Origin of the sequence: Rhodococcus sp. USK10 (assembly GCF_019378875.1) — a bacterium.
Lineage (GTDB): Bacteria > Actinomycetota > Actinomycetes > Mycobacteriales > Mycobacteriaceae > Rhodococcus_F > Rhodococcus_F pseudokoreensis.
This window is the reverse complement of sequence record NZ_CP076048.1, coordinates 6,396,471-6,420,752: the sequence shown is the minus strand read 5'-3', so window position 1 is coordinate 6,420,752 and position 24,282 is coordinate 6,396,471. Positions and strand designations below refer to the sequence as shown.

Sequence of the window (24,282 nt, the reverse complement as noted above, 5' to 3'; positions counted from 1 at the left end):
GGGCGAACCGGTCCTGAGTGAGAAGTGCGCGAACGGAGTCCACACAAGTCGACGGGGGCGGTTGTCGGCGCGCGCTGTCCCGGACGCCGGTCTGCGGAGCCTGTCAGCTCCTGAAGCCGGTGCCGTCCGAGAGGAGGCGGCATGCTTGTGTGGTCACGAACGGTCCCCTCTCGAATCTGCTCACAGCTTACTCACAGGATATAGCTAAGCCTGCCCTTTGTTTGCGGGCCGCTCAAGTAAAAATGTTTGGCGCCCCTAAGTCAATCTATGTGTCGGCAATCACACACCGGTGAAATCCTCACAATCTGCGTGATCCGAGTGTGCGCACGGAGTTGCCGCCGTCGACTGGGGATCGAGAGCGGGCTCCGGGTCGGCGCAGCCTTCGCCTTCTCCGGAATGGTTGCCCGACTATTCGTTTCGTTTCACGTGCGCGATAGCACGCCGCACGTGCGGCCGCTAGGGGGCCGGCCCTTGCTCGAGGAGCGCAGGCCGCCCGTCGGCTCCGGAGGGGACCGGGTAGTAGCTGCGGTGAGTGCCCGGGTCGACCATGACGACGTGCGCATTGTCGGCGAGATGACCGGACCCGATCTCGGCGAGGTGGCGGTCCTGTTGGTCGAATACGGTGAGTGTGCCGGATTCGGCCGCGACATAGAGACGGTGGGCGCCTTGGTCGTAGGCGAGCACGTCGGGCCCAGCGCCAACGGATGCCGCGCCGGTCGGCTGCCAGCCGTTCAGGTCGACGGTGATCAGGGTGGCGTTGTTCTCGCAGGCGACAAACGCAAGCCGGGCGACAGGGTCCAGGGCGAGGCCGTGGGCCCCGCGGCAGCCGGGCATCGGAAGCCGGCGGGTGATCGTCAGGATCTGCGGGTCAATGGCGGCGAGGTCGTCGCGGCCCTGCACGGCGACCAGCATCTGATCGGCGACGGGGTCGTAGGCGACGTTGCCGACATCACCGCCGAGGTCGACTGTTCCCCGAACCGCGGCGGTCGCGGCGTCGAGCACGGATTCCGATCCGCCGGATTCGTTGGTGGTCCACACCGCACCGCGTTTCGGGTCGTACGCGATCCCGTCCGGATAGCTACCGGTCGGGCCGCGGGCGAGGTCGGCGCCGGTGTCCTCGTCGAGCACGACCAGCTGATTGTCGCCGGTGGCGGTGGCGTAGACCCGCCGCAGCTCCGGGACGACGAGGACACCGTGCACCTGGGCGATGTTCGGGATGGTCCGCACCACCTGCCGGGTGTGAATGTCGAGCTCGATGACCTCGCTCGCTCCCAGGTGTGCAATGAACAGAAGCCCCCGCTCGGGGTCCAGGCTCTCGTAGTCGAACCGGGACCCGTTGCCGGGCAAAGCGATTTCCCCTACCGGTTGCAGCGGCAACGGCCCGGTGCCGGGCGGGACGGGCTTCGAGCACCCGACGGCCAGGACGGCGACCGACACAAGGGCGGGCAGTGCCCACCGCACTTTCAGGTTCTGGCGCCGGGTGCGATGTAGTGACATCGCCTGCCTCCTGCCGCGTGTGCCGCTCGGCCAAGACGGCTATTTCACGGTAACCACGGTGTCAGCGGAGTGTCCAGACGCTAGCCGTGTGCGAAGGCTGCCTCGAACGCGTCGAGCGCGTCGTCCGGATCGTTCTTCGCCCAGCCCTCGAGCCCGACGACGCCGGTGTAGCCGATGTCTCGAAGGGCGGCGGCGATCGCCGGATAGTGGATTTCGCCGGTCCCGGGTTCACAGCGCCCGGGGACGTCGGCGACCTGGATCTCACCGATGTAGGGCAGCGCTTTCCGGATGAGCTCGATGAGGTTCCCCTCGCCGATCTGGGCGTGATACAGGTCGAGATTCATCCGCAGATGGGGGCTGTCGACCGCCTGGACGAGAGCGAGGGTGTCGGCGGCGGTCGCGAACGGCGTACCCGGATGGTCGACGGCGAGGTTGAGGTTTTCGAGCGTGAACACCCGGCCCGCCTGTTCACCGAGTTCGGCGACCTTCCGCAGGGTGTCGGCGGCGGTGAGCCACATTGCGGGCGTGACTGTTTCGACGGGACGAACGGGCAGTCCCCGGTTGTCGAGTCCGGTGCCGTGCAGGTTCAGCCTCGGGCAGTCGAGCCGTTTCGCGACGTCGAGGGAGTGGCGTGCGGTGGTGAGCAGCGCCTCGATGCCGTCGGGCTCGGTGAGGTTGCCCTCCAGATAGCCCGTCATCGAGGAGAATTCGGCGCCGGTCGCGGCGAGCGCGTCGACGTCCTTGGTGGACCAGTCCCAGATCTCCACCTGGAGTCCGCGTTCGGCGATGCGCTGGACACGGTCCGCGAACGGCAGGTCGAGGTAGAGCATTTCGGCGCTGGCGGCGAGCGTGTACGTCATCGGGGTCACCGGTCCAGATCGACGGCGGCGCCGGTCTCGACGCTGCGGATCGCGGCGAGTGCGATCGACAGCGCGGTGCGGGCATCCTCGCCCGTGACCACGGCCGGTGTGTGGGCTCGGATCGCGTCGACGAACGCGGTCAGTTCGCCCACGTAGGCGGTATGGAGGAGGTCGGTGTCGCGGCGCGCGGTGTCGGCGTGCTGCCCGTCGGGGCCGTAGTAGGTCATGTCGGTGCTGAGCCCGCTGCCCGCGGTGACCATGCCGCCGGAGCCGAACACCTCGGCGCGCACGTCGTACCCGTACAGCGCGCTGAAACTCGCCTCCGCCGTCGCGATGGCACCGTTGTCGAATTGCACTGTGACGACCGCGGTGTCGAGGTGGCCCGTGCTCTTGGCGTCCGGTCGCACCAGGGCGTCGGCGATCGCGTGCACCCGCACCGGTCGCGCACCCGGGTTGAGGAAGCACAGGGTGTCGAAGTCGTGAATGAGCGTTTCGAGGAAGATGGTCCACTGCGGGATGCGCGCCGGATCGGCGGTGAACGGGCCGGGGTCGCGCGTCAGCGAACGCAGCAGGTGTGGGGTGCCGACCTTCTGCGCGTCGATCGCCGCGCGGGCGGCGGCGAACCCGGGAGCGAACCGGCGATTGAACCCGACCTGCAGGACGATGCCCGCGTCGGCGGCCGCCGCGATGGCGCGGTCGGCGTCCTCGAGGGTCACGGCCATCGGCTTCTCGACGAACACGTGCTTGCCGGCCGCCGCGGCCGCGACCACCAGGTCCGTGTGACTCCGCGCGGGGGCGGTGATCAGCACCGCATCGACCTCGTCGCTGGTGAGGACGTCGTCCACGGCCGTGGTGGCGAGCGGTGCGCCCAGCGCCGCGGCGAGCCGTTGCGCGGACTCGCCGACCGGGTCGCTGACCGCGACGAGCGAAGCCCCGGGGACCAGGCGGGCCACGATCTCCGCGTGATTCGAGCCGATGCGTCCGGCGCCGATCGTCGCGATGCGGACCGGATGGGAGGCGGGCGTCGTCGAGCGGACGGGTGCGGCTTCGGTGAGTGACATGAATGCGCTCCAGTGCGGTGAAGGGTGGAGGTAGAGGCGAACTAGTACGTTCTAGTTCTAGACCGTAGAACTCGTGAGATCATTGGTCAAGAGCGGCCCCGAGCGCGGGCCCCGGAGACAGGAGTCGTGCACGTGGCCGAACCGGTGGCGGGATCGACCGGTGGCGCCCGTCCGACGATGGGCGACGTCGCGCGAGCGGCCGGAGTCTCCACCGCGCTCGTCTCGATCGTGATGCGCGGGGTCCCCGGCGCCAGCGAGGCAACCCGTCAGCGGGTGCTCGAGATCGCCGACGGGATGGGCTACGTGCCGGACCGTCGCGCACAGAAACTGCGCCAGGCCAGTTCCCGACTCCTCGGCGTCGTGTTCGAACTGCAGCAACCGTTCCACGGCGACCTCGTCGAACAGATCTACGCGGCGGCCACCCGCCGGGGTTACGACGTGATGCTCAGCGCGGTCGCCCCGAGTCGCGCCGAGCAGGTCGCGGTCCAGGCGCTGATGCGGGAACGCTGCGAGGCCGCGATCCTCCTCGGCTCCCGGTTCGGCACCGACGAACTCGGCGCGCTGGCCGACCGCCTGCCCGCCCTCGTCGTGGCGCGCGCCAGCGGACTGCCCGGCGTCGGCGCCGTGCGGGGCGACGACGTCGCAGGCATCACCCTGGCCGTCGACCACCTCACCGAACTCGGGCACCGGAACATCGCCCACATCGACGGCGCCGACGCCCCCGGCGGCGCCGACCGGCGGGCCGGCTTCCTGGCCGCGATGGACCGGCACGGACTGTCGGATTCGGCCACGGTCGTGGCCGGCGGTCCGACGGAAACCGAAGGCGCACAGGGCATGCACGAGCTTCTCGCGTTGCCCACTCCCCCGACCGCGGTCGTCGCGTTCAACGACCGGTGCGCCACCGGCGTACTCGACCTACTGGTCCGCCGCGGCCGGGACGTGCCCGCGGACATCTCCGTCGTCGGCTACGACGACTCCCGCCTGGCGAGGATTCCGCACGTGCAGATGACGACGATCTCGCAGGACGCCACACACATGGCCGACGCCGCGGTCGACGCGGCGCTGGCTCAGATCGCCGGGGGCGAGGCCGTCGACCTCGTGCTCGCCCCGCACCTGGTCCGCCGCGCGACCACCGGCCCTGTCGCACAACACGACTAGCTCCGGCCGGCGAGGAGGGCGTGCACGAAACCGCGGGTGCTTGCCGTCTGCGGCCGGCCGGCGACCTGGACGAGGGAGATGGTGCGTTCGACTCTCGGTTGCAGGGGTATGTGGACGAGCCCGGCGAACGAGATCATGGGGAGCACCAGTTCGGGAACCGCGGTGACGCCGAGCCCGGCGGCCGCCAAACCCGCTACCGCGCCGATGTTCTGCGCCTGCATGACCGGCCCGAGTTCGATGCGGGCGTCCTCGACGGCCCGGCGGACGGGCGCCGCGATGCTGCTCTCGGGACCGAACGCGATGAACGGCTGCCCGGCGAGATCGGACCACTGCAGCACCGGCCGTTCGGCGAACGGATGTGTCGGCGGGACCGCGCAGTAGAAGGAGTCGCTCGTCAGGACGTCCTGTTGCAGGCCGGGCAGAATCCCCGACGTGGTGACCAGGGCGAGGTCGACCGTCCCCGAGTACACGGCGTCGAGAACCTCCTGCCGCAGTCCGTCGCGGATCTGGAGCCGCACGTGCGGGTGCTGCTCGCGGAAGTTGACCACGTACGGGGGAAGGAACGTCGCCGCGAGCGAGGGCAGGCACGCCACCGTCACGATTCCGCGGTCGCCGGTGACGAATCGTTCGATCTGGGTGAGCCCGTCGTCGAAGTCGTGGAGCATCCGCCGGGCGTGTTCGATGATCTCCTGCCCGTGCGTGGTCAGTTCGACGCGGCGGGTGGTGCGCTCGAACAGCGTGACGTCGAGTCTGCGCTCAGCCTCGGCCACCGAGCGGCTCAGGGAGGACTGGGACACGTCGAGGGCGTGAGCTGCCGAGGTGAAGCTCTCGTAGTCGGCGATCGCGACGATGCTCCTCAAGTGCGAGATCCCGAGATTGATGCTCATGTGCATCAGTATGGCCGCTATTCATGCGCCGAGCCGCCACGTTGCCCGCCTCATCTGCGCGAGTAATTCATGAGTCAAACTCATGAATCGATCATGCATTGATATTTGACCCGCAATTGTGAGGCGCGCGACACTGGGACTCCGTTTCGAAGGAGGTCACATGGTTGCCGCACTCGGGTTCGCCACGATCGCGTGTTTCCTGGCGCTGGCGTTCAGCCGCCGGGTCTCGGTGCTCGTCGCGCTGATCCTCGTTCCCATCGCGTTCGCGATCGTGGGAGGGTGGGCACCCGACCTCGGGGAGATGGTGGGCGACGGCCTCCTGAAGGTCGCGCCCGTCGCCATCATGATCGCCTTCGCGGTCCTGTACTTCAGTCTGATGGTCGACGTGGGACTGTTCGACCCGGCGATCCGCCGGATCGTCCGGTGGGCGGGGGGCAATCCCACCAAGATCGCCGTCGGCACCGCGGTGCTGACCCTGCTCGTCGCACTCGACGGCGACGGAACCTCGACCTTCCTGATTACCATCTCGGCGCTGCTGCCCATCTACCAGAGACTCGGGATGCGCCCGGTCGTCCTGACCGGCATCGTCTGCCTGGCCGCCGGTCTGATGAACATGATTCCGTGGGGCGGCCCGACCGTCCGCGCCATGGCCGCGCTCGACCTGACCAGCGCCGACATCTTCACGCCCGTCCTGCCCGCGATGGGCGCCGGCGTCCTGTGGGTCCTGTTCGCCGCCTACATGATCGGCCGCACGGAACGGAAGCGGCTCGGCGTCACCGAACTCGTCTCTCCCGGCGAGGGCGGTCCCGGCACCCCGCACGTCTCCGACCCACCGATGCGTACCGGCCGCCACCGGGCGGTGATGGCGTTCAACACGGTGCTCACCCTCGTCCTGATCGTGATCCTGCTGTTCCAACTCGTCCCGCTGGAGGTGGCGTTCGCCATCGCCTTCGCGCTCGCGCTCGCCGTCAATCGCCCGAAGTGGGCCGATCAGCAGGCCCTGTTCGCGAAGCACGGCGGCAACGTCACCATGGTTGTGGTGATGATCCTCGCGGCAGGCGTGCTCACCGGAATCCTCAACGGCACCGGGATGATCACCGCGATGGCGCAGACGTTCGTCTCCTGGATTCCGCAGTCCGCCGGCTCCCTGATCCCCGTCATCACCGCGGTCACGTCGATGCCGCTCAGCCTGGTCTTCACCCCGGACGCCTACTACTTCGGCGTCGTTCCGGTGCTCGCGGAGACCACCGCGTCGTTCGGCGGCGACCCCGCCGAGATCGGTCGCGCCGCCATCCTCGGCCAGATGACCACCGGATTCCCGCTCAGCCCGCTGACCGCCGCGACGTTCATCCTGATCGGACTGAGCAAGGTGGACCTCGGCAAGCACCAGCGGTTCATCTTCGGCTGGGCCTTCGGGACCACGATCGTGATGACCGTCGTGGCCCTGTTCACCGGTGCCATCTCGCTGTGACCGTCCGCAACACCACCGCACCCGCCGAACCAGCAAAGGACTTCGAACCCGTGACACCATCGAGCCCCCGTGGCAGCGCCCCGCGGAGCGTGCGACTCGGCGCAGGATCCGGGTTCTCCGGCGATCGCATCGACCCCGCCGAGAAACTCGCCCGGCACGCCGGCCTCGACTACCTGATCTTCGAATGCCTCGGCGAACGCACCGTCGCCGCCGGAAACGCTCGCCGGCTGGAGAACCCGGACGCAGGCTACGATCCGCTGCTCGCCGCACGGATGCGCGCCGTGCTCCCGCACACCCTCGCGTCCGGAACCACGGTGATCACCAACGCCGGCGCCGCCAACCCACTCGCCGCCGCGGAACTGGTCTCCGGCATCGCATCCCGGTCCGCCGACCGTCCGGTGCGCATCGCCGCGGTCACGGGCGACGCGGTGCTCGAGCAGGTGCGGCGCCACGACCCCGTCGTGTGGGAAACCGGGAAACGCCTGTCGGAGCACGACGACGTGCTCGTCTCGGCGAACGCGTACATCGGCGCCGAGGCCGTGCTCCCCGCGCTCGAACTGGACGCCGATGTCGTCGTCACCGGCCGCCTGGCCGACCCGTCCCTCTACGTCGCCCCGCTCGCCCACCACTTCGGATGGGACCTGGCCGATCACGAAACCATCGGCGCTGCAACCGCGGTCGGGCATCTGCTCGAATGCGCCGGGCAACTCACCGGCGGGTACTACGCGGACCCCGTCACCAAACCGGTGAAGGGCATGGCCGATCTCGGCTTCCCGTTCGCCGACGTCCGCGCCGACGGATCGGCGACGTTCGGCAAGCTCGACGGTTCGGGCGGCATCCTCACCGAACGAACCTGCGCCGAGCAACTCCTGTACGAGGTGGGTGATCCCACTTCGTACCTGACCCCGGACGTCACCGCGGACTTCGGCAACGTGTCGTTCGGCAGCGTCGGACCCGACCGCGTCGCCATCACCGGTGCTATCGGACGTCCCCGCCCGCAGGAACTGAAGGTGACCCTCGGCTTCCGCGGCGGCTGGCTCGGCGAGGGGCAGATCAGCTACGCGGGACCGCGCGCCTACCCCCGCGCCCGGCTCGCCGCCGAGATCGTCACCGAACGACTCGTCGACGTGCACGGCTTCACCGAGGATGCCGTCTCCGTCGAATACATCGGCGCCGGTGCGGCTTTCCGCGGACTCGACACAGACGAGGATGCCCACGAGGTCCGCGTGCGAGTGACCGCCCGGGCACGGACCCGCGACGAAGCCGACCTCGTCGGCTGGGAGGTGGAAAGCCTGTACACCAACGGACCGGCAGGTGGCGGCGGTGCCCGGCGCTCGTCGATCGAGGTGCTCGCGATCCGCTCGTGCACCCTCCCCCGCGAACTCGTGCCCACCCGCGTGCATCTCACGGAGGTGTCGAAATGACCACGCCCGCCACCGTTCAGCGCATCGACGCACTCGCGGACGTCCGCGCCGGCGACAAGGGTGACACGCTCATCGTCGCCGTGCTGGCCCGGGACCGCGCCGCCTACGACCTTCTCGAGCGGAGACTGACCGAGGACGTCGTCGCCGCCCACTACGGTGAACTGATCACCGGACCGGCCCGGCGCACCCGCCAGCCCAACCTGCTGGCGATGGTGTTCGAACTGCCCGGCGTCCTCGGCGGCGGCGTCACGGGTTCACCCGCACTCGACGGGCACGGCAAGACGCTGGGCTACCACCTGCTCAGTCTCGAAATCCGGGGCGCCTAACCGGGGTTCGGGTTCCGCGAGCCGGCCAGGGTGGCGGCGAGCGCGGGACGATCGAGCTTGCCGCGTGGCGTGCGCGGCAGGCTGTCCACCACGAGGACCTGGACCGGCATGCTCGGGCTGGGGAGGGTCGCGCGCAGATGCCGCCAGATCTCGGCGGTGCTCGGGGCGTCGCCGTGCACGACGATCGCGGCGGCGGGCGCCTCCCCCATCCGCGCGTCGGGAACCCCGATGCACGCGGCCTCCGAGATCCCGGGGAGCGCGGTCAGTGCCGCTTCGACGGCCGCGGGTTCGACATTGAGTCCCGCCCGGATCACCGTGTCGCTGTCGCGGCCGAACAAGTGCAGGCTGTTGCCCACCACCCGGCCGCGGTCGCCCACCGTCATCCACCCGTCGTCGGGGCCGTTCACCACACCGTCCTCGGTGAGGTACCCGTCGAACAGCATGTCGCTGCGCACGTGCACCAGGCCCTCGCGGATCTCGGCGTCGACGCCGTCGAACAGTTCGCCCGCCGAATGCTCGTCGGCGGCGCCGAGACCCCGGTCGTAGGAGACGAAACTCAGTTCGGAGGCTCCGTAGAAATGCACGAGCGACGCATTCGGCAGGACGTCCTGCAACGCCTCACGCCCCGTCCGCGGCCACCGCGCCGCCGAGGACAGCACCTCGCGGACGCTGTCGACGGGGCCGATCCCCGACCGCACGACGTCCCAGGCGATGGTCGGCACCGAGTACAGGTGGGTGGCCGCGTCGCCCAGAGACTGCGTGACCGGCCGCAGATCCACCGTCGCGCCGCGGCTGAGGCCGTGGATCGCGCCGTACAGGAAATGGGTGTGGTCGAGGACCCCGGGCACCGACACGCGGTCGCCGCCGCAGATGTCGAACGTCGTGTCGGAACGGTCGAGGGTCGTGGCCCACGATCGCTGGTTTCGCACGAACAGCTTCGGCTCGCCGGTGGTCCCGGAGGTGATGCCGACCAGCAGTTCGGAGCCGGGGTGAGCCCGGGCCGAGGTGCCGTCGGATTCCAGGGTGGCGGCCGTCTCGACGGTCCCCTCGAAACCCAGTCTCCGCAGCCGGCGGTGCTGGTGCGGCGCGGCGACGACCGCACCGGGTTTCGCGAGTTCGAGCACCCGCGTCAACTGCGCGGGCAGCAGGTGCCGGTGCAGCAGGACCACGCTGACGCCCGCGTGCATCGCGGCCGTCACGACGACCAGCGACCCGACATCCGACGTCGGCAGCACGGCGACCCGGTCCATGCCGTCGAGCCCGGCCGCGGTCCGGGCCACGCGCGACCAGAACCGGCCGTAGTCGACGGTCTCACGGGCGGAGACGATCGCCACTGCCCCCGGGTTCTCGGCGGCGCGTCGGGCGATGCGCTCGGCGGGCAGCTCAGTCATCGTCCACTCCCCGTGCGACGAGGGCGTCGCCCATCGCGTCCGCGGTCCGGAGGGCACGGACCAGAACCGGTGTGGCCAGCGCCGTCATCGACCATTGCAGTCCTCGCGCCTTCCGCGCCTGCGCCACCTCCTGCACGATCCCGGTGAGCAGCGGGATACACCGGATCGCGAGCGCGAGGAGGAGCCCGATCCGATCCGGGTCGACCCCGACCTTCCGCAGCGGACCGAGCGCGCGCGACACCGTGTCGAGCATGTCGGTGACCCGGGTGGTGAGCGTGACCAACGCGGCGAGCGCCACCGAGATCAGCAGCACCCCGCACACGACGACCGCCCGCGACGGCGACGTGATCAGCACCTGGAACACCGCGATGATCAACAACATCCACACGACGGGGCGCAGTTGCGCCACCGCCACCCGCCACGGGATGGCGGCCACCACGAACAGCAGTCCGACCAGAACGACGACGACGCCGACCTCGAGTGGGGTGCGCACGAACACGGTGGCCGCGACGATCGACAGGATCAACAGCAGCAGTTTCAGGCCGGCCGGCATCCGGTGCAGCAGCGAGTCGCCCGGCCGGTACAGCCCGATCATTCGACCAGCTGCCGGTACGCGGGGACGGCGTCGTCCGGGCTGCCGTCGAACGCGACGAGACCGTCGTCGATGACGATGACCCGTTCGAAACTCTCCAGCAACGCCAGTTGGTGGGTCACGACGATCACCTGCTGGTCCATCGAATCGAGCGCCTCGGAGACGACGCGCGCGTTCCGCAGATCCAGCAGCGTTGTCGGCTCGTCGGCGATGACCACCTCGGGCCTGCGGATGAGGACGGCGCCGATGGCGAGCAACTGCTTCTGGCCCCCGGACAGCAGGTGCGCGGGATGCTCGGCGTGCTTGTCGAGCCGGAACCGCACCAGCATCTCCTCGACGCGGGCCGCGATCTCCTCTTTGCTCAGACCGGACCGGCGCAGCGAGAACGCCAGATCCTCGGACACCGTGGGCATGACGATCTGGGTGTCGGGGTCGGTGAACACGAACCCGACCTTGCGCCGCACCTGCGCGCCCTTCCTGGCGGCGTCGACGCCGTCGACCGTGACGGTGCCGGACGTGGGTTTCAGCAACCCGTTGATCATGCGCGCCAGCGTCGACTTGCCGGAACCGTTGGATCCGATGATGCCGACGCGACGCTCGGCGAAACGCAGGTCGACGCCGCGCAGCACCTGGCGGTCGCCGAACGCGTGACTCACCGAGTCGAAGACGATCTCACTCACGACACACGCTCCACGAGCACGGCGATGCCCTGCCCGCCGCCGATGGCGCACGCGGCGAGTCCGAGTGCGGGTCCGTCCTCGCGCAGCATCTGACTTGCCAAGCGCACCAGCAGGATCGCGCCCGACGCTCCCCACGGGTGTCCCATGGCGATGGCACCACCCTGCGGGCAGATCACGGATTCGTCCAGTCCGAGTTCGTCCGACACCGCCAGCACCACCGACGCGAACGCCTCGGTGATCTCGACGATGCCCAGATCCGCCACGTCGTGTCCGGTTCGCTTCAGGAGTTTGCGGATCGCGGGAACCGGGCCGAGCCCGGGCAACGCGGGGTCCGATCCCGCGACCGCGGAGCCGAGCACTCGCAGCGCAGGCAGTCCGGCGGCCAGCGTCTCGGTGGTCACGGCCAGCACCGCGGCGCCGTCGGAGATGCCGCACGAGTTCCCGGCGGTGGCCGTTCCGCCGGCACCGAAACTCGGGCGCAGTCGCGCGAGCCGGGCCTCCGTCAAGCCGGCGCGAATGCGCTGGTCCTTCGCGATGTCGCCGATCGGCACGATCTCCGGCGAGAAATCGGCGGCCGCCGCGAGGGTGTGCGACCGCGCCGCGTACGCGTCCTGCCGCTCACGGCTGATGCCGCGAACCCGGGCGAGATCGTCGGCGGCCACGCCCATGTCGGGGTCGGGAAAGCCGTGCGGCGCAAAGGGAGCGCGGGTGTAACGCACCGGATCAGCGCCCGAGACCGGCGGCCAGAACCGCCACGGCGCGGTGCTCGCCGATTCGACGCCACCCGCGAGGATCAGCTCGTCGGCGCCGCTGCGGACGCGCAGCGCGGCCTGCATCACCGCGTCGAGACCGGAACCGCACTGACGGTCGACGGTGACCCCGGGAACCTCCACCCCCATCCCCGCGCGCAGGGCTGCGACCCGCGCCGGGTCGCCGCCCGGGCCGAGGCAGTTGCCGAGCACGACGTCGTCGACCTCGGCGTCGAGGCCCGACCCGCGCAGCGAGTCCAGGACCTCGCGCAATACCGGGGCGGCCAGATCGGTGGTGGTCAGATCGGCGAACCCGTGCCCGGCATTGCCGATCGGCGTCCGGCGCGGCGCCACCAGTACAGGGACAGAGCTCATGCCAGCCAGTCTCTCACTCGGCCTCGGGCGACCTTGCCACTGGCGGTCCGCGGCAACGCCTCGATCGGCACCCAGCGGCGGGGCATGGCTTCCTTCGACAACACCCGGCGGGCGCGCGAACGGATGTCCGCGATCTCCGCGGTGCCGTCGAGCTCCACCACGGCGGTGACGGTCGCCCCGAGCACCGCGTGCGGCGATCCGACGACGGCGACCGCGTCGATGCCGTCGAAGGTCTCCAGGATGCGTTCGACGTCTTCGGCGACCACCGTGGTGCCGCCGACGTTGATCGCGGATTCGCCCCTGCCTCGGACGGTCAGCTCGCCGTTGTCGCCGAGTTCGGCCAGGTCACCGACGCCGAACCAGTCCGGTGCCCCGATCACGCTGTACGGCGAGCGGACGTACAGCAGTCCGTCGCGGATGTCGGCGTCGACACCGTCGAGCAGCCGCAGTGGTTCGGGGACCCGCCGCGCTGCGACGAGGGACAGTTCCGCGGCGCCGTAGTACTCGACGATCTCGATCCCGTCCGCCACCGCGCGGGCGCCGTCGTCCAGTGCGGTGCCTGCGACGATCGCGGTGCGCAGCTTGGGGGCCTTCCCCACCACGTCACGGAGAACGGCGGGCACGGCGTGCACCACCGTCGCCCGCGACGGATCGTCGGTGACGCACGCTCCACGCCACAGTGCGTGCACCGCGCCGAACAGATGCATCGTGGCGTGTAGCGGCCCGGTGATCAGCACGTGGTCCGTGGCGTCGATCCCGGTGATCGCGGTGAAGGCGGGGAAGCTGTCGAACCAGGACGCCGCGGTACGCGCGAGCGGGCGGGGCCTGCCGGTGGAACCGGACGTGGCCACCAGCAGGAACGCCGACGACGGAATCTCGGGCCGGTCGGGACGGGCGTCGGGGTTCTCGACGATCACCGCGGTCCCCCGCCGCGCGGCGGCGCAGACGCAGATCAACGCGTCTGCAAGCGGCAACTCCGACGCGTCGTGGACGGCCGCGTCAGAGCAGTGCTCGTCGATCGCCCGGTCGAGTTGGGCGTAGGTGTACGTGCGGCCGTCGACGTCGAGAGCAGGCTGATCGCCGGCGCCGCCGAGTACGGCAATCACGTACGGATGAGGCCGGGGTACGCGCGGTGCACACTCTTGGCGACGACGGTGGCGACGACGACCTTCAGCGCGTCGCCGGGGATGAACGCGAAGTTGGTGGTGATGGCGGCGCCGACACCGAGGTCGGTGCGCAGCAGCAGACCGATGGTGCCGAACAGGTAGATGATCACGATCCCGCCGAGGGCGTTGATCAGCAGACCGAGCGCGATCGGGTACTTCGGCAGGATCCTGGCGGTGAGGAGGCCGATGACCAACGTCGCGGGAAGCCAACCGATGAGGTATCCGGCGCTGGGACCGGCGAGCGCCGTCAGTCCGGTGCGTCCGCCGGACAGCAGTGGGAGTCCGATCAGGGTCAGTGCGAGGAAGACCGCGACGGCGGCGGTGCCCTTGCGCGCACCGAGCACGGCGCCCGCGAGGATGACCCCGAGCGTCTGCAACGTGATCGGCACGCCGCTGAAGCCGACCGTGATGGCGCCGGGCAGACCCAGTGCCGCGATCAGTGCGGCGAACACCGCGATCTGCGCCATGTCCCGCGCTGAAATACCGAGCCTCGACACCCGAGCACTCCCGACTTCTGTCATGACGACTCCTCTTGCTTCAAACTTGAACGACGTTCAAGGTAGCAGGTCGGCGCCGCCAACGGTGCGGCAGACTCCTGCCCCTCGCCCACATCGGGCGGCGTGCGCGCCCCGGCCCGCGCTGCGCCGATCCCCGCCGCGACGACGAAACAGATCCCGGCAACCGCCGCGTGGTCCGGCACCTGGTGCAACACGACGAGCCCGATGATCAACGCGAACGCCGGTTCGAGACTCATCAGCGTCCCGAACGCCGCCGTGTTCAGCCGGCGCAGGGCGAGCATCTCCAGCGTGAACGGCACTACCGGCAGCAGTATCGCCAATCCCAGCCCGATGATCAACAGGTCGGGCGTCATCTTCGCGAGCATCGACGGCCCGCCCACGACGGTCGCGACCAGTCCGGCGACCGGCATGGACACCGCGAGACCGTTGATACCCGCCACCTCGTCCCCGACGCGCTGGGTGAGCAGGATGTAGAACGCCCAGCACGCGGCCGCGCCCAGAGCGAACAGGATTCCGACCGGGTCGACGCCGCCCACCCACGGTTGCGTCAGCAGCAGCACCCCGACGGCCGCCAGCGCCGGCCACCGGAGGCGGCCCCGCCCGTGCACGACCGCGACACCAAGGGGTCCCAGAAACTCCAGTGCACTCGCGGTCCCCAGCGGGATCCGGTCCACCGCGGCCATGAACAGCAGCGTGACCGCCGCCGTGACCACCCCGAGCAGGATGCACGCGACGAGGGAGGAACGCGTGAATGCCTTCGGCCGGGGCCGCACGATCACGGCGAGCAGCACCCCGGCCCAGGCCAGACGCAACCAGGCGGCGCCCTCGGCGCCGACGCGTTCGGAGACGCCGACGGAGATCGCGAGTCCGGTCTGTACGCACAGCATCGAGGTCAGCGCCATCGTCGCGCCGACGCGGGTCGGGTTCGTGGTCATGCCCTGCATTGAATGACAACCCGACCGTTCACATCCACGTGACTTTCATGGACAAACCGTTCGGGTATCGCGAACAATACGTGGGTGGACACCCGACGCCTGCATCTCCTGCTCGAGCTCTCGCGCCTCGGCTCGATGCGTGAGGTCGCCGAGACGCATCGGCTGACCACCTCGACCGTCTCCCAGCAGATCGCCGCGCTGGCGAAGGAGACGGGTGCGCCGCTCGTCGAACCGATCGGCCGACGGGTGCGGCTCACCCCGGCCGGTCGCCGGCTCGCTGATCACGCCGTCACGATCCTGGCGGCCGTCGACGCCGCCCGGCTCGACCTCGACCCCCACGCCGAACCGGTCGGCACCCTGCGCGTCGGGGGGTTCGCGACGGGGATCCGGGTGTCGCTGCTGCCCGTCGTCGCCGAACTGGCGCTCACCCACGCACAGGTGGACGTGGTGATCAGCGAATACGAGCCGGTCGAGGCGTTCGCTCTGCTCGCCGACGACGAACTCGACCTCGCCCTGACCTACGATTACAACCTGGCGCCGGCGTCACCCGGCGCGGCGCTCGAAGCCGTCCCGCTGTGGTCGACGGCCTGGGGACTCGGCGTCCCCGCACCCGCCGCCGATGAACCCGCCGACGTCGCGTCGTACGCCGATTCGCCGTGGATCGTGAACTCCCGCAACACCGCCGACGAGGACGCCGTCCGCACGCTGGCCTCGCTCGCGGGTTTCACGCCGCGGATCGCCCACCAGATCGACAGCCTCGACCTCGTCGAGGACCTCATCACCGCCGGCTACGGCGTGGGTCTGCTGCCCGCCGACCGTCCCACCCGCGAAGAGGTCACCGTCCTGCCGCTCGCCGACCCAGAGGTGGTGCTGACGGCGTACGCCGTGACCCGCCGCGGCCGGTCCACCTGGCCGCCGCTGCGACTGGTCCTCGACCGCCTCGCCGCACAGCGGACAAACTCCCCACCCGCTCAGCGGCGGGTGGGGAGTCCGGGGTCCTAGCGTGACGCGACGGCGGATGCGGCGTCCTTCAGGGTGCGGGCTGCGACCTGCAGCCCTTCGAGCTGTCCGAGTTCGACATCCTCGTGCTCGATGTTGACGGCCATGTCCGGGTCGACCTTCTGCAGCGCCGCGAGGAACCGTGACCAGAAGTCGACGTCGTGTCCGCGGCCGACGGCGACGAAGTCCCACGCCGAGTCCTCGGGCCACTTGTTGACCACGTGCTTGCCGCCGAGCCCGGTGGGGTTCTGGTCGGCGGGGATCCGGGTGAACCGGTCGTCGAGGACGCCGTAGATCTTGCAGTTCTCGTTGATCCGGGTGTCCTTCGCGGCCGCGTGGAAGACGAGGTCGCCGAGCCAGTCGACGGCGGCGACCGGGTCGATGCCCTGCCAGAACAGGTGCGACGGGTCCATCTCGGCACCGACGTTCGTCGCACCGGTCTTCTCGACCAGCCGCTTCAGCGTCGGCGGGTTGAACACCAGGTTCTGCGGATGCATCTCGATCGCGACCTTGACCCCGTTCTCACGGGCGAGCGCGTCGATCTCCTTCCAGAACGGCACCGCGACCTGATCCCACTGGTAGTCGAGAGAGTCGAGATAGCCGCTGTCCCAGGTGTTCACGTGCCAGGCCGGCCACTGACCGCCCGGGTGCGCGGCGGGCAGCCCGGACATGGTGACCACCCGGTCGACACCGAGCAGGCCGGCGACGCGGATGGCGTTGCGCAGGTCCTCGGCGTCCTCGACGCCGACCTCGGGGTCGGCGTGCAGGGGGTTGCCGTTGCAGTTCAGGCCGGCGATGGCGACGCCGGTCTCGTCGAACACCTTCAGGTACTCCTGCGGCGACACCTCGCCCGAGAGGAGTTCCTTGACGGGCAGGTGCGGGGTGGGCAGGAATCCGCCCGCGTTGATCTCCGCGCCGTCGAGTCCGAGGGACGCGATGGTCTCCAGGGCCTCGCGCAGGCTGCGGTCGTGCAGGATGGCGGTGTAGACACCGAGCTTCATGAGTGGTCCTTGGTGGTGAGAAGTGTGTGGGTCGGGCGAGGGGGCCGGGTCAGCCGATCTTGACGGCTGCCCCGTGGGAGCGGGCGGACTCGGCGACGGCGGTGACGATCTGCATGCCGCGCAGGGCGTGGGCGAACGTCGGCAGCGGTCCCAGGTTGTCGATGCCGGCGATCTGGTCGAGGAAGGCGCGGGCCTGGTAGGCGAAGAACTCGGCCTTGCCGTGTCCGACACCGCCCGCGTCCATCGGCAGGCCACCCTGGATGTACGGGTGCTGCGGTCCGACGATCACCCGTCGCTGACCGTTGACGGTGGGGTCGATGCCCTCGCTGGACACCGAGAATTCCGCGGCGCGAGCCAGATCGAAGGCGGCGGAACCGGACGTCCCGAACAACTCGAATCCGAGCCCGTCCGGAAGCTGGTGCGCGACACGGGAAGCGGAGAACGTGCCGACCGCGCCGTTCTGGAAGCGCGCGGTGAACGTCGCGAGGTCCTCGTTCTCGACGGGCGCCATCTCCCCGGTGGTCTCGGCCTTGGTGTGGCCGTAGGTGACTCCGGCAGGCACGGGACGCTCGGTGATCACCGTGGTGAAGGTCGCGCCGCTGATCTCGACGATGGGACCGCACACGAACTCGGCCATGTCGAGCAGGTGGCTGCCGACGTCCGCGAGCGCGCCGGTGCCGGGACCGCCACGGTGCCGCCAGGTGATCGGCGAGGCCGGGTCGAGGCCGTAGTCGCACCAGTAGTGCCCGTTGAAGTGGATGATCTCGCCGAGACGCCCGGTCGCGAGTTCGTCCCGGATCGCCTGGATCGCGGGTGAGCGGCGGTAGGTGTATCCGACGGTGGCGATCGTGTCGGCGTCCGCCGCCGCGGCGACCATCGACTCGGCGTCCGCAATCGACCCGGCCAGCGGCTTCTCGCAGAGCACGTGCTTCCCGGCGGCGAGGAGTCCTTCGACGATCTCCCGGTGCAGCTGGTTGGCGACGACGACGCTCACCGCGTCGATGTCCGGGGATTCGGCGATCGCCTGCCAGCTGTACTCGGCCCGCTCGTAGCCGTACCGCTTCGCGGTGTCGTCGGCGACGGCCTCGTTGGTGTCGGCGATCGCGACGAGACGCACGTCCGGCCGGTCGGTCCCGAACAGGGTCGACGCCATGCGGTATCCGGCGGCGTGCGCTCGTCCGGCCATGCCGCCGCCGATGACGGCGACACCGATCGAGTTGGAGGTCATGAGTGAAGCCTTTCGAGAGGGTGGAGAAACCGGCGGATGTCCTATCCAACTAGTTCGGTCTATTTGACCGGTCTAGTACGACTACTATGAGCTGAGTCACGCCACGGTGTCAAGCCCGGTGCCGAGCGACATGCGCCTACGCGTCGGAGCAGACAGGAACACCCGCCGGGCGGCCTGCGGCCTCGGCGAGTGGGATTATGAAAATTATTGCGTCAGTGCACGTTCCCGATCAGGACACGTCGGACCGGGACCCTTCCACCGGCGCGGGCGCCGGTCCGGTGGTCCGGCGCGGGACGAGCCGGGGCCGGAGAACGGTCGCGATCGATTCGGTCCTGCCGCGGTCCAGCCGCTCGATGACCGCGTCGACCGCCGTGGCGGCCTGCTCCCGCGGTTGCTGATTGACCGACGTCAGATCGATGTGCGCGAGCTGAGCCAGGAAGCTGTCGTCGTATCCGGCGACGGAGACGTCCTCGGGGATCCTCACGCCCCGGCTCCGCAGTTCGCTGATCAGCCCGATGGCACTGCGGTCGTTCGCCGCGATCACCGCTGTGGGCAGCTGGGACCGCTCGAGCAGAGTGTGCGCCGCGACCGTCCCGGCGTTGTCGGTGAAATCGCCCTCGACGACGTCGACGTCGAGGCCGTGACGGCGCATGGCGCGGCTGTAACCCGATCTCCGGTCGGCCGCGATCGTGCCCGCACCGCCACTGAGGTGCGTGATCTGCCGATGACCCAGTTCCACCAGATGATCGACGACGGTCCCGATCCCCTTGCCGTCCGCAGTGCGCACGACGTCCACCGAGCTGTCGCCGACGCGTCGACCGACCACGACCACCGGCAGCCGCTCCCCCAGCGCGTCGAGGACGTCGGTGTCGAGTTCGGTGCCGAGCAGGATCAGCGCCTCGCAGCGGAAATCGAGCAGTGTGTCGACCACCTTCTGTTCGGCGTGGGTGGGAGTGAGCGCACCGAGCACCACCTCGTACCCGTTCCTGTCGGCGGCGGCGACGAGGTACTCGACCATCTCGGCGTGGAAGCTGTTCCGGATGTCGGCCATCACGCCGACGAGGTGGGTGCGCCGAAGCGACATCAGTGCGGCGGTCCGGTTCGGCCGGTAGCCGAGCTCGTCCGCGACCTCGAGGACGCGTTTCCGCGTCTCGGCGCTCGGTCCGGCGACGCGTCGAAACACCATGGAGACCAATGCCTTCGACACACCCACTCGATCGGCGATGTCCTGCATCGTGACGGCCTGCCGGGGCATCTGAACGGAACCGCCGCTCCGGGAATCGTCGTCGCTTCGCATGTGCGGACCCTTTCGCTCGCCGGGCACGAGGCACACCCAGGGTATCCGACACGGACCGAAGTACTAGACCGGGCTACCTCCCCGAACAGTCCGGGTGCCACGACGAGAAGCATCGCGCCGGGCGCGGGATCGTCGGCCCGTTCACGCGGGAGGGGGAAGGAGTGCGGCGAGGTGTTCGTTCACCCGGGTCAGCCGCTGGGTGAGGACGTCGCGGTGGTCCGGGTGGGCCCGGTTCCGCACGCGTTCGAGCAGTGTCCGGATGCGGATGAGGACACTGGGTGTGGTCGCCGCCGCGGGGATGAGGTCGTCGAGGCTGGTCCGGACGAAGTCGTCCCAGCCCGGTCGTGCGATCACCAGGCGCAGAGCGTTGTTGCGGTCGGTGACGCGCCGGGATTCGATCGGTGCCGCGGCGGCCCGGGCGAGCAGGTCCTCGAGGTAGTCGAGGGCCTGCACCGCCGTCGCGGGGTCGTTGGGCCGCAGCGCGCGTAGCGCGATGTCGGTCAGGAGCCGGAAGGCCAACAGAGGGTCTTGTTCGAACGTCCGCTCGCTGCCGACGACCAGCCCGCCGAGGACGATCGACGGCGCCAGTTCCCCGTGGATGTCGGCGACCGGGGTGTCGCACTGCAGGGTGGTGCCTGGGGCTGCGCGCAGGACGATGACTGCGTTCGCGGTCTGGGCGGCGCCGACGAGGCGGTCGACCAGAATTCTTTGCAGCACGGCAGGAGATGTCGGCCAGGTGACCATGGCGCGAGGCTCGGGCAGGGGGGCTGCGGGTGACCCAACGGCGCTCGCGGCTGTGGGGCTCGCGGCGTCGAGGACGTCGCGGCCGCGGGCAGCGATGGAGTTCAGGACGGGCGAGAGTTGGATGGAGGTTGCCGCTGTCACCTGGAGGGTCCGCAGCAGCACGGCCATCACGGCCAGCAAGACGATGGCGATGATCAGGACGGCCATCGAGACCCGGGCGCGGGGGCCGGTGGCGAAGGCCGCGGAGATACAGAAGACGGCCACGCCGAGGGCGAACGCGAAGGTCTGCCGCAGAATCGGGGTGTCACGGAATTGGGTCAGGCGCGGGCTGTAGTTCGAGGCCACCCACCGCACGACCAGGATCCCCAGTGAGTAGATGACGGCGACCAGGCCGAGCACACCGAGTCCGATCGTGGTCAGGACGCCGATCACTTGCTGAGCCGGTAGTTCGGGTCCGCGCCGGATCCTCGGGACGGTCAGCCCCAGGCCCAGCCCGACGAGGATGTACAGCACCATTGTGAGTTCGGCGTACAGGATGCGCCGACGACGGTAGGCATCGCCGGCGGGCGCTGTGCTCATCCCCCTCCCTCCCGCGGCCGGACCGATTGTCGGTGATCGGTGGCGAGGATGTACACGCTGACTACCAGCACCCACGCCGGGAAGACCAGCGCCACCCAGAGACTGAAGCTGACGACCACCAGCAGCACCACCGCGAACAGGTAGGTGGCGATCACCAACGGCCCGGGCATCAGCCGGGTCCGCCACCACATCGTGGCCAGGGAGATCATGAACACGGCGGCCATCCGCACGGCGTAGACGTTGGTGACGTGCAGCATCACCTCCCGCCCGAAGTACACGATGTCGTTCTCCGGGACGTTGGCGTTCCGGGAGACGGCGAGCAGTGCGCCCGCGAGCGCCATCGACACGAACGTCATGGCGAGGAACAGCAGCCCGCTGCCCACGAAGACGGTCGAGAAGAAGCGGTCCTCGAGGTCGCCGAACCGGTCGCGGAGGACCCCGATGAACCACAGGAACGCGATGCCCGCGATCGGGGCGAGGAACAAGGCGGTGGTGATGTGCGAGCCACCCCGCGCCCAGGGCGCGCTTGCGCTGGCCGGCATCGCCGCGGCCAGCAGGGCAATGCTGGTGGCGAAGAGCACACCGAAGACGATGCCCGCGATCGCCGCGGAACGGGGCGTCCGAAGCCGTCGGTACCGGGCCCCGCCGCGTGGATCGGCCATGGGATCAATCATCGCCGAAATCGGGTGTGGGAACCAGCAGACAATGGACCCGTCGCGGCCGCGCGCGGCGCTGCTGCACAGCGGGTGAACAAACCCCGCGAGGCTTGCGCGTGGCGGGGGTAGACGCTCGGTCGCCGCACCGGGAACGATGAAAAGGTGGGGTTCCCGCATGCCGAGAAGTGCGCAGCGGACCGTCGACCGGAGGAGCGACGCCATGGCCACGAACCGTAAGGGCAAGATCGCCGTCGATATTCGAGATTCGGTTGCGGACTGGTCACCGTACCTGCCTGCCGCGGCCCCCGAGGGCGCCCCGAACGTGTTGATCATCGCGTGGGACGACGTGGGCTACGGCAGCATGGACGTCTTCGGCGGTCCCATCGAGACCCCCACCATGCGGCGTATCGCCGACGCAGGTGTGCGGTACTCGAACTTCCACACCACCGCGCTGTGCTCGCCCACTCGCGCCTCGCTGCTGACCGGCCGCAACGCCACCTCCAACGGAATGGCCACGGTCGCCGAACTCAGCTCCGGGTTCCCCGGCATCTCGACGCACATCCCCTTCGAGAACGGATTCATCTCCGAGGTGCTGGCCGAACGCGGCTGGAACACCTACTGCGTCGGCAAGTGGCACCTGACCCCGAGCGAGGAATGCAACCTGTCGGCGGTCAAGAGCCGGTGGCCGCTCGGTCGCGGGTTCGAGCGCTTCTACGGCTTCCTCGGCGGCGAGTCGAACAGCTGGTACCCGGACCTCGTATACGACAACCACCCGATCGAGGCTCCCGGAACACCCGAAGACGGCTACCACCTGTCGAAGGACCTGTCCGACAAGGCGATCGAGTTCATCCGCGACGCCAAAGCCGTCGACCCGGACAAACCGTTCTTCATGTACCTGGCGCCGCAGGCCGGGCATGCCCCGCACCACGTCCCCCCGGAATGGGCCGACAGATACAAGGGCACGTTCGACCAGGGTTACGAGGCCATCCGCACCGAAATCCTGGCCCGGCAGAAGGAACTGGGCCTGTTGCCGAGGGGCACCGAGCTGTCGCCGATCAACCCGCACGGGGAGCCGAACACGACCGGCCCGGACGGTCAACTCTGGCCGATCCTCGACACCGTCCGCCCGTGGGACTCGCTCACCGCCGACGAGCAACGCCTGTTCATCCGGATGGCCGAGGTATTCGCCGGATTCATCTCCTACGCCGACGATCAGCTCGGCCGGGTGATCGACTTCCTCACCGAATCAGGGCAACTCGACAACACCCTGCTCATCGTGATCTCCGACAACGGCGCCAGCGGCGAGGGCGGACCGAACGGTTCCTTCAACGAATGGCGGTTCTTCAACGGCGTCGCCGACACCACCGAGGTGACACTTCCGCACCTCGACGAACTCGGCGGCCCCGCCTCGTACAACCACTACAACACCGGATGGGCCTGGGCGTTCGACACCCCGTTCCCGTACTGGAAGAGGTGGGCCGGATACGAGGGCGGCATCGCCGACATGTGCATGGTCTCCTGGCCCGCCAGGCTGCAACCCCGCACCGAACCGCTGCACCAGTACATTCACGCGGTCGACGTCGTGCCCACCATCTACGAACTCCTCGACATCGAACCGCCCGCGGTGCTCAAGGGCTACACACAGAGCCCGATCGAGGGCGAGAGCTTCGCAGCGACGCTGACCGACCCCACCGCCCCGGGGAAACAGACCCAGTTCTACGCAATGCTCGGGCAACGTTCCCTGTACCACGAGGGATGGCTCGCGTGTTCGCTGCACCCGCCGATCTCCGGGTGGGGCAACTTCGGCCACGACGTCTGGGAGCTCTACCACCTCGACGAGGACCGGGCCCAACTCCACAACCTCGCCGACACCGAACCGCAACGCCTCGCCGAGATGAAGGAACTCTGGTTCTACTACGCCGGCATCTTCAACGGCCTCCCACTCGACGACCGCAACGCCCTCGAACAGGTCCTCGCCGACCGCCCCCACCCCGGCAAACCCCGCGACCGCTACGTCTACTACCCGAACTGCGCGGACGTCCCCGAAAGCGCCGGTGCCCCGATCACCGGCCGCTCGTACACCATCGCGGCCGGCGTCCACGTGGACACTTCCGACGCCGAGGGTGTCCTCTTCGCGCATGGCGGCGTCGCGGGCGGGCACAGCATGTACGTCAAAGACCACCGACTCCACTACACGTTCAACTGGCTCGGCACCCGAATCGAAGACGTGGCCGCCGACCGCGACATCACCCCCGGCGGGCACGTGTGCACCGCCGAATTCACCGTTAAAGGCAAGAACGAGGACCCGGCCATGCCCGGGTTCGCCGGCACCCTCGACCTCTACCTCGACGAGCAGCAGGTGGCCAGCAGCGAAATCGTCACCCAGCCCGGCGTGTTCTGCCTCGTCGGAGACGGAATCTGCGTCGGACGCGACAGTGCCTCCCCGGTCACCGCCGACTACACCGCACCGTTCGCGTTCACCGGCGGCACCATCGACAAGGTTGTCGTCGACGTCTCCGGGGAGCACTACGTCGACCACGAGGCACAGGTGAGGGGCTGGTTCATGATCGACTAGCGCCGCTCACCGGAGCAGCCGCACCAGCCTCGATTTTCCGTCCGCGGCAACTGCCCGCCGTGCCGGGATTCGTGCGGGGCGCTGATCTCGATCAGTAGGGACTTCTCCGCCGG

22 protein-coding genes are annotated in these 24,282 nt (G+C 69.3%); 6 read left to right on the top strand and 16 right to left on the bottom strand.

Features of this window, described 5'->3' with window-relative positions:
* Positions 1 to 456: 456 nt before the first annotated feature.
* The 3 genes from I1A62_RS36505 to I1A62_RS36495 form a co-directional block, all read right to left on the bottom strand.
* Complete coding sequence (locus I1A62_RS36505) at positions 457 to 1,497, bottom strand: YncE family protein (RefSeq protein WP_219457087.1); 1,041 nt, start codon at positions 1,495 to 1,497, stop codon at positions 457 to 459.
* Positions 1,498 to 1,577: 80 nt separating this feature from the next.
* Entirely contained in the window at positions 1,578 to 2,357 is a 780-nt protein-coding gene (locus I1A62_RS36500; protein WP_219457085.1) for a TIM barrel protein, read from the bottom strand.
* A gap of 5 nt (positions 2,358 to 2,362) precedes the next feature.
* Positions 2,363 to 3,418 carry a Gfo/Idh/MocA family oxidoreductase gene (locus I1A62_RS36495; protein ID WP_219457083.1) on the bottom strand — a complete coding sequence of 352 codons (1,056 nt, stop codon included), beginning with the start codon at positions 3,416 to 3,418 and terminating at the stop codon, positions 2,363 to 2,365.
* A gap of 132 nt (positions 3,419 to 3,550) precedes the next feature.
* Here I1A62_RS36495 and I1A62_RS36490 point away from each other — a divergent pair, with 132 nt between their 5' ends.
* The gene (locus tag I1A62_RS36490; RefSeq protein WP_124392483.1) at positions 3,551 to 4,576 is read left to right on the top strand and encodes a LacI family DNA-binding transcriptional regulator; all 1,026 of its coding nucleotides are present in this window, start codon (positions 3,551 to 3,553) and stop codon (positions 4,574 to 4,576) included.
* Here the strand turns inward: I1A62_RS36490 and I1A62_RS36485 are convergent.
* Complete coding sequence (locus I1A62_RS36485; protein ID WP_219457081.1) at positions 4,573 to 5,469, bottom strand: LysR family transcriptional regulator; 897 nt, start codon at positions 5,467 to 5,469, stop codon at positions 4,573 to 4,575. The two genes, I1A62_RS36490 and I1A62_RS36485, sit on opposite strands and share 4 nt — an antisense overlap.
* 154 nt (positions 5,470 to 5,623) lie before the next feature.
* Between I1A62_RS36485 and I1A62_RS36480 the strand changes: the two genes are divergently transcribed.
* The 3 genes from I1A62_RS36480 to I1A62_RS36470 are packed head-to-tail and all read left to right on the top strand — an operon-like array spanning position 5,624 to position 8,684.
* A complete protein-coding gene (locus I1A62_RS36480; protein WP_219457079.1) occupies positions 5,624 to 6,934 on the top strand; it encodes a CitMHS family transporter in 1,311 nt (436 codons plus the stop codon).
* Positions 6,935 to 6,984: 50 nt separating this feature from the next.
* Positions 6,985 to 8,358 carry an acyclic terpene utilization AtuA family protein gene (locus I1A62_RS36475; protein ID WP_219457078.1) on the top strand — a complete coding sequence of 458 codons (1,374 nt, stop codon included), beginning with the start codon at positions 6,985 to 6,987 and terminating at the stop codon, positions 8,356 to 8,358.
* Entirely contained in the window at positions 8,355 to 8,684 is a 330-nt protein-coding gene (locus tag I1A62_RS36470) for a hypothetical protein (RefSeq protein ID WP_124392486.1), read from the top strand. The genes I1A62_RS36475 and I1A62_RS36470 overlap by 4 nt, the downstream gene beginning before the upstream one ends.
* On the opposite strand, the gene I1A62_RS36465 is transcribed toward I1A62_RS36470, so the two are convergent.
* Genes I1A62_RS36465 through I1A62_RS36435 form a run of 7 tightly spaced genes read right to left on the bottom strand, consistent with a single transcriptional unit; the run spans position 8,681 to position 15,090 of the window.
* Positions 8,681 to 10,075 carry an AMP-binding protein gene (locus I1A62_RS36465; RefSeq protein WP_219457076.1) on the bottom strand — a complete coding sequence of 465 codons (1,395 nt, stop codon included), beginning with the start codon at positions 10,073 to 10,075 and terminating at the stop codon, positions 8,681 to 8,683. The two genes, I1A62_RS36470 and I1A62_RS36465, sit on opposite strands and share 4 nt — an antisense overlap.
* The gene (locus I1A62_RS36460) at positions 10,068 to 10,670 is read right to left on the bottom strand and encodes an energy-coupling factor transporter transmembrane protein EcfT (protein WP_124392488.1); all 603 of its coding nucleotides are present in this window, start codon (positions 10,668 to 10,670) and stop codon (positions 10,068 to 10,070) included. The genes I1A62_RS36465 and I1A62_RS36460 overlap by 8 nt, the downstream gene beginning before the upstream one ends.
* Positions 10,667 to 11,347 (bottom strand): energy-coupling factor ABC transporter ATP-binding protein, encoded by a 681-nt coding sequence (locus tag I1A62_RS36455; RefSeq protein ID WP_219457074.1) that lies wholly within the window; start codon positions 11,345 to 11,347, stop codon positions 10,667 to 10,669. The genes I1A62_RS36460 and I1A62_RS36455 overlap by 4 nt, the downstream gene beginning before the upstream one ends.
* Positions 11,344 to 12,471, bottom strand: coding sequence for a thiolase family protein (locus I1A62_RS36450; protein ID WP_219457073.1), 1,128 nt, complete (start codon positions 12,469 to 12,471; stop codon positions 11,344 to 11,346). The genes I1A62_RS36455 and I1A62_RS36450 overlap by 4 nt, the downstream gene beginning before the upstream one ends.
* Complete coding sequence (locus I1A62_RS36445) at positions 12,468 to 13,577, bottom strand: AMP-binding protein (RefSeq protein ID WP_219457071.1); 1,110 nt, start codon at positions 13,575 to 13,577, stop codon at positions 12,468 to 12,470. Before I1A62_RS36445 ends, I1A62_RS36450 begins: the two co-directional genes overlap by 4 nt.
* Complete coding sequence (locus I1A62_RS36440) at positions 13,574 to 14,158, bottom strand: biotin transporter BioY (RefSeq protein WP_083395608.1); 585 nt, start codon at positions 14,156 to 14,158, stop codon at positions 13,574 to 13,576. Before I1A62_RS36440 ends, I1A62_RS36445 begins: the two co-directional genes overlap by 4 nt.
* Complete coding sequence (locus I1A62_RS36435; protein WP_219457070.1) at positions 14,155 to 15,090, bottom strand: DMT family transporter; 936 nt, start codon at positions 15,088 to 15,090, stop codon at positions 14,155 to 14,157. Before I1A62_RS36435 ends, I1A62_RS36440 begins: the two co-directional genes overlap by 4 nt.
* An 84-nt stretch (positions 15,091 to 15,174) precedes the next feature.
* Between I1A62_RS36435 and I1A62_RS36430 the strand changes: the two genes are divergently transcribed.
* On the top strand, positions 15,175 to 16,092 hold the full coding sequence (locus tag I1A62_RS36430; RefSeq protein ID WP_206006495.1) for a LysR family transcriptional regulator: 918 nt from the start codon (positions 15,175 to 15,177) through the stop codon (positions 16,090 to 16,092).
* Here the strand turns inward: I1A62_RS36430 and I1A62_RS36425 are convergent.
* The 5 genes from I1A62_RS36425 to I1A62_RS36405 form a co-directional block, all read right to left on the bottom strand.
* Positions 16,089 to 17,090 (bottom strand): sugar phosphate isomerase/epimerase, encoded by a 1,002-nt coding sequence (locus I1A62_RS36425; RefSeq protein WP_219457068.1) that lies wholly within the window; start codon positions 17,088 to 17,090, stop codon positions 16,089 to 16,091. The genes I1A62_RS36430 and I1A62_RS36425 overlap by 4 nt on opposite strands.
* A gap of 49 nt (positions 17,091 to 17,139) precedes the next feature.
* A complete protein-coding gene (locus I1A62_RS36420; RefSeq protein ID WP_219457066.1) occupies positions 17,140 to 18,318 on the bottom strand; it encodes a Gfo/Idh/MocA family protein in 1,179 nt (392 codons plus the stop codon).
* A 229-nt stretch (positions 18,319 to 18,547) separates the two neighbouring features.
* The gene (locus I1A62_RS36415; RefSeq protein WP_219457065.1) at positions 18,548 to 19,615 is read right to left on the bottom strand and encodes a LacI family DNA-binding transcriptional regulator; all 1,068 of its coding nucleotides are present in this window, start codon (positions 19,613 to 19,615) and stop codon (positions 18,548 to 18,550) included.
* Positions 19,616 to 19,756: 141 nt separating this feature from the next.
* Entirely contained in the window at positions 19,757 to 20,938 is a 1,182-nt protein-coding gene (locus I1A62_RS36410) for a DUF2254 family protein (RefSeq protein WP_219457063.1), read from the bottom strand.
* On the bottom strand, positions 20,935 to 21,600 hold the full coding sequence (locus tag I1A62_RS36405; protein WP_219457061.1) for a hypothetical protein: 666 nt from the start codon (positions 21,598 to 21,600) through the stop codon (positions 20,935 to 20,937). Before I1A62_RS36405 ends, I1A62_RS36410 begins: the two co-directional genes overlap by 4 nt.
* Before the next feature lie 214 nt (positions 21,601 to 21,814).
* Here I1A62_RS36405 and I1A62_RS36400 point away from each other — a divergent pair, with 214 nt between their 5' ends.
* Entirely contained in the window at positions 21,815 to 24,169 is a 2,355-nt protein-coding gene (locus tag I1A62_RS36400; RefSeq protein WP_219457059.1) for an arylsulfatase, read from the top strand.
* The last annotated feature ends 113 nt before the right edge of the window (positions 24,170 to 24,282 follow it).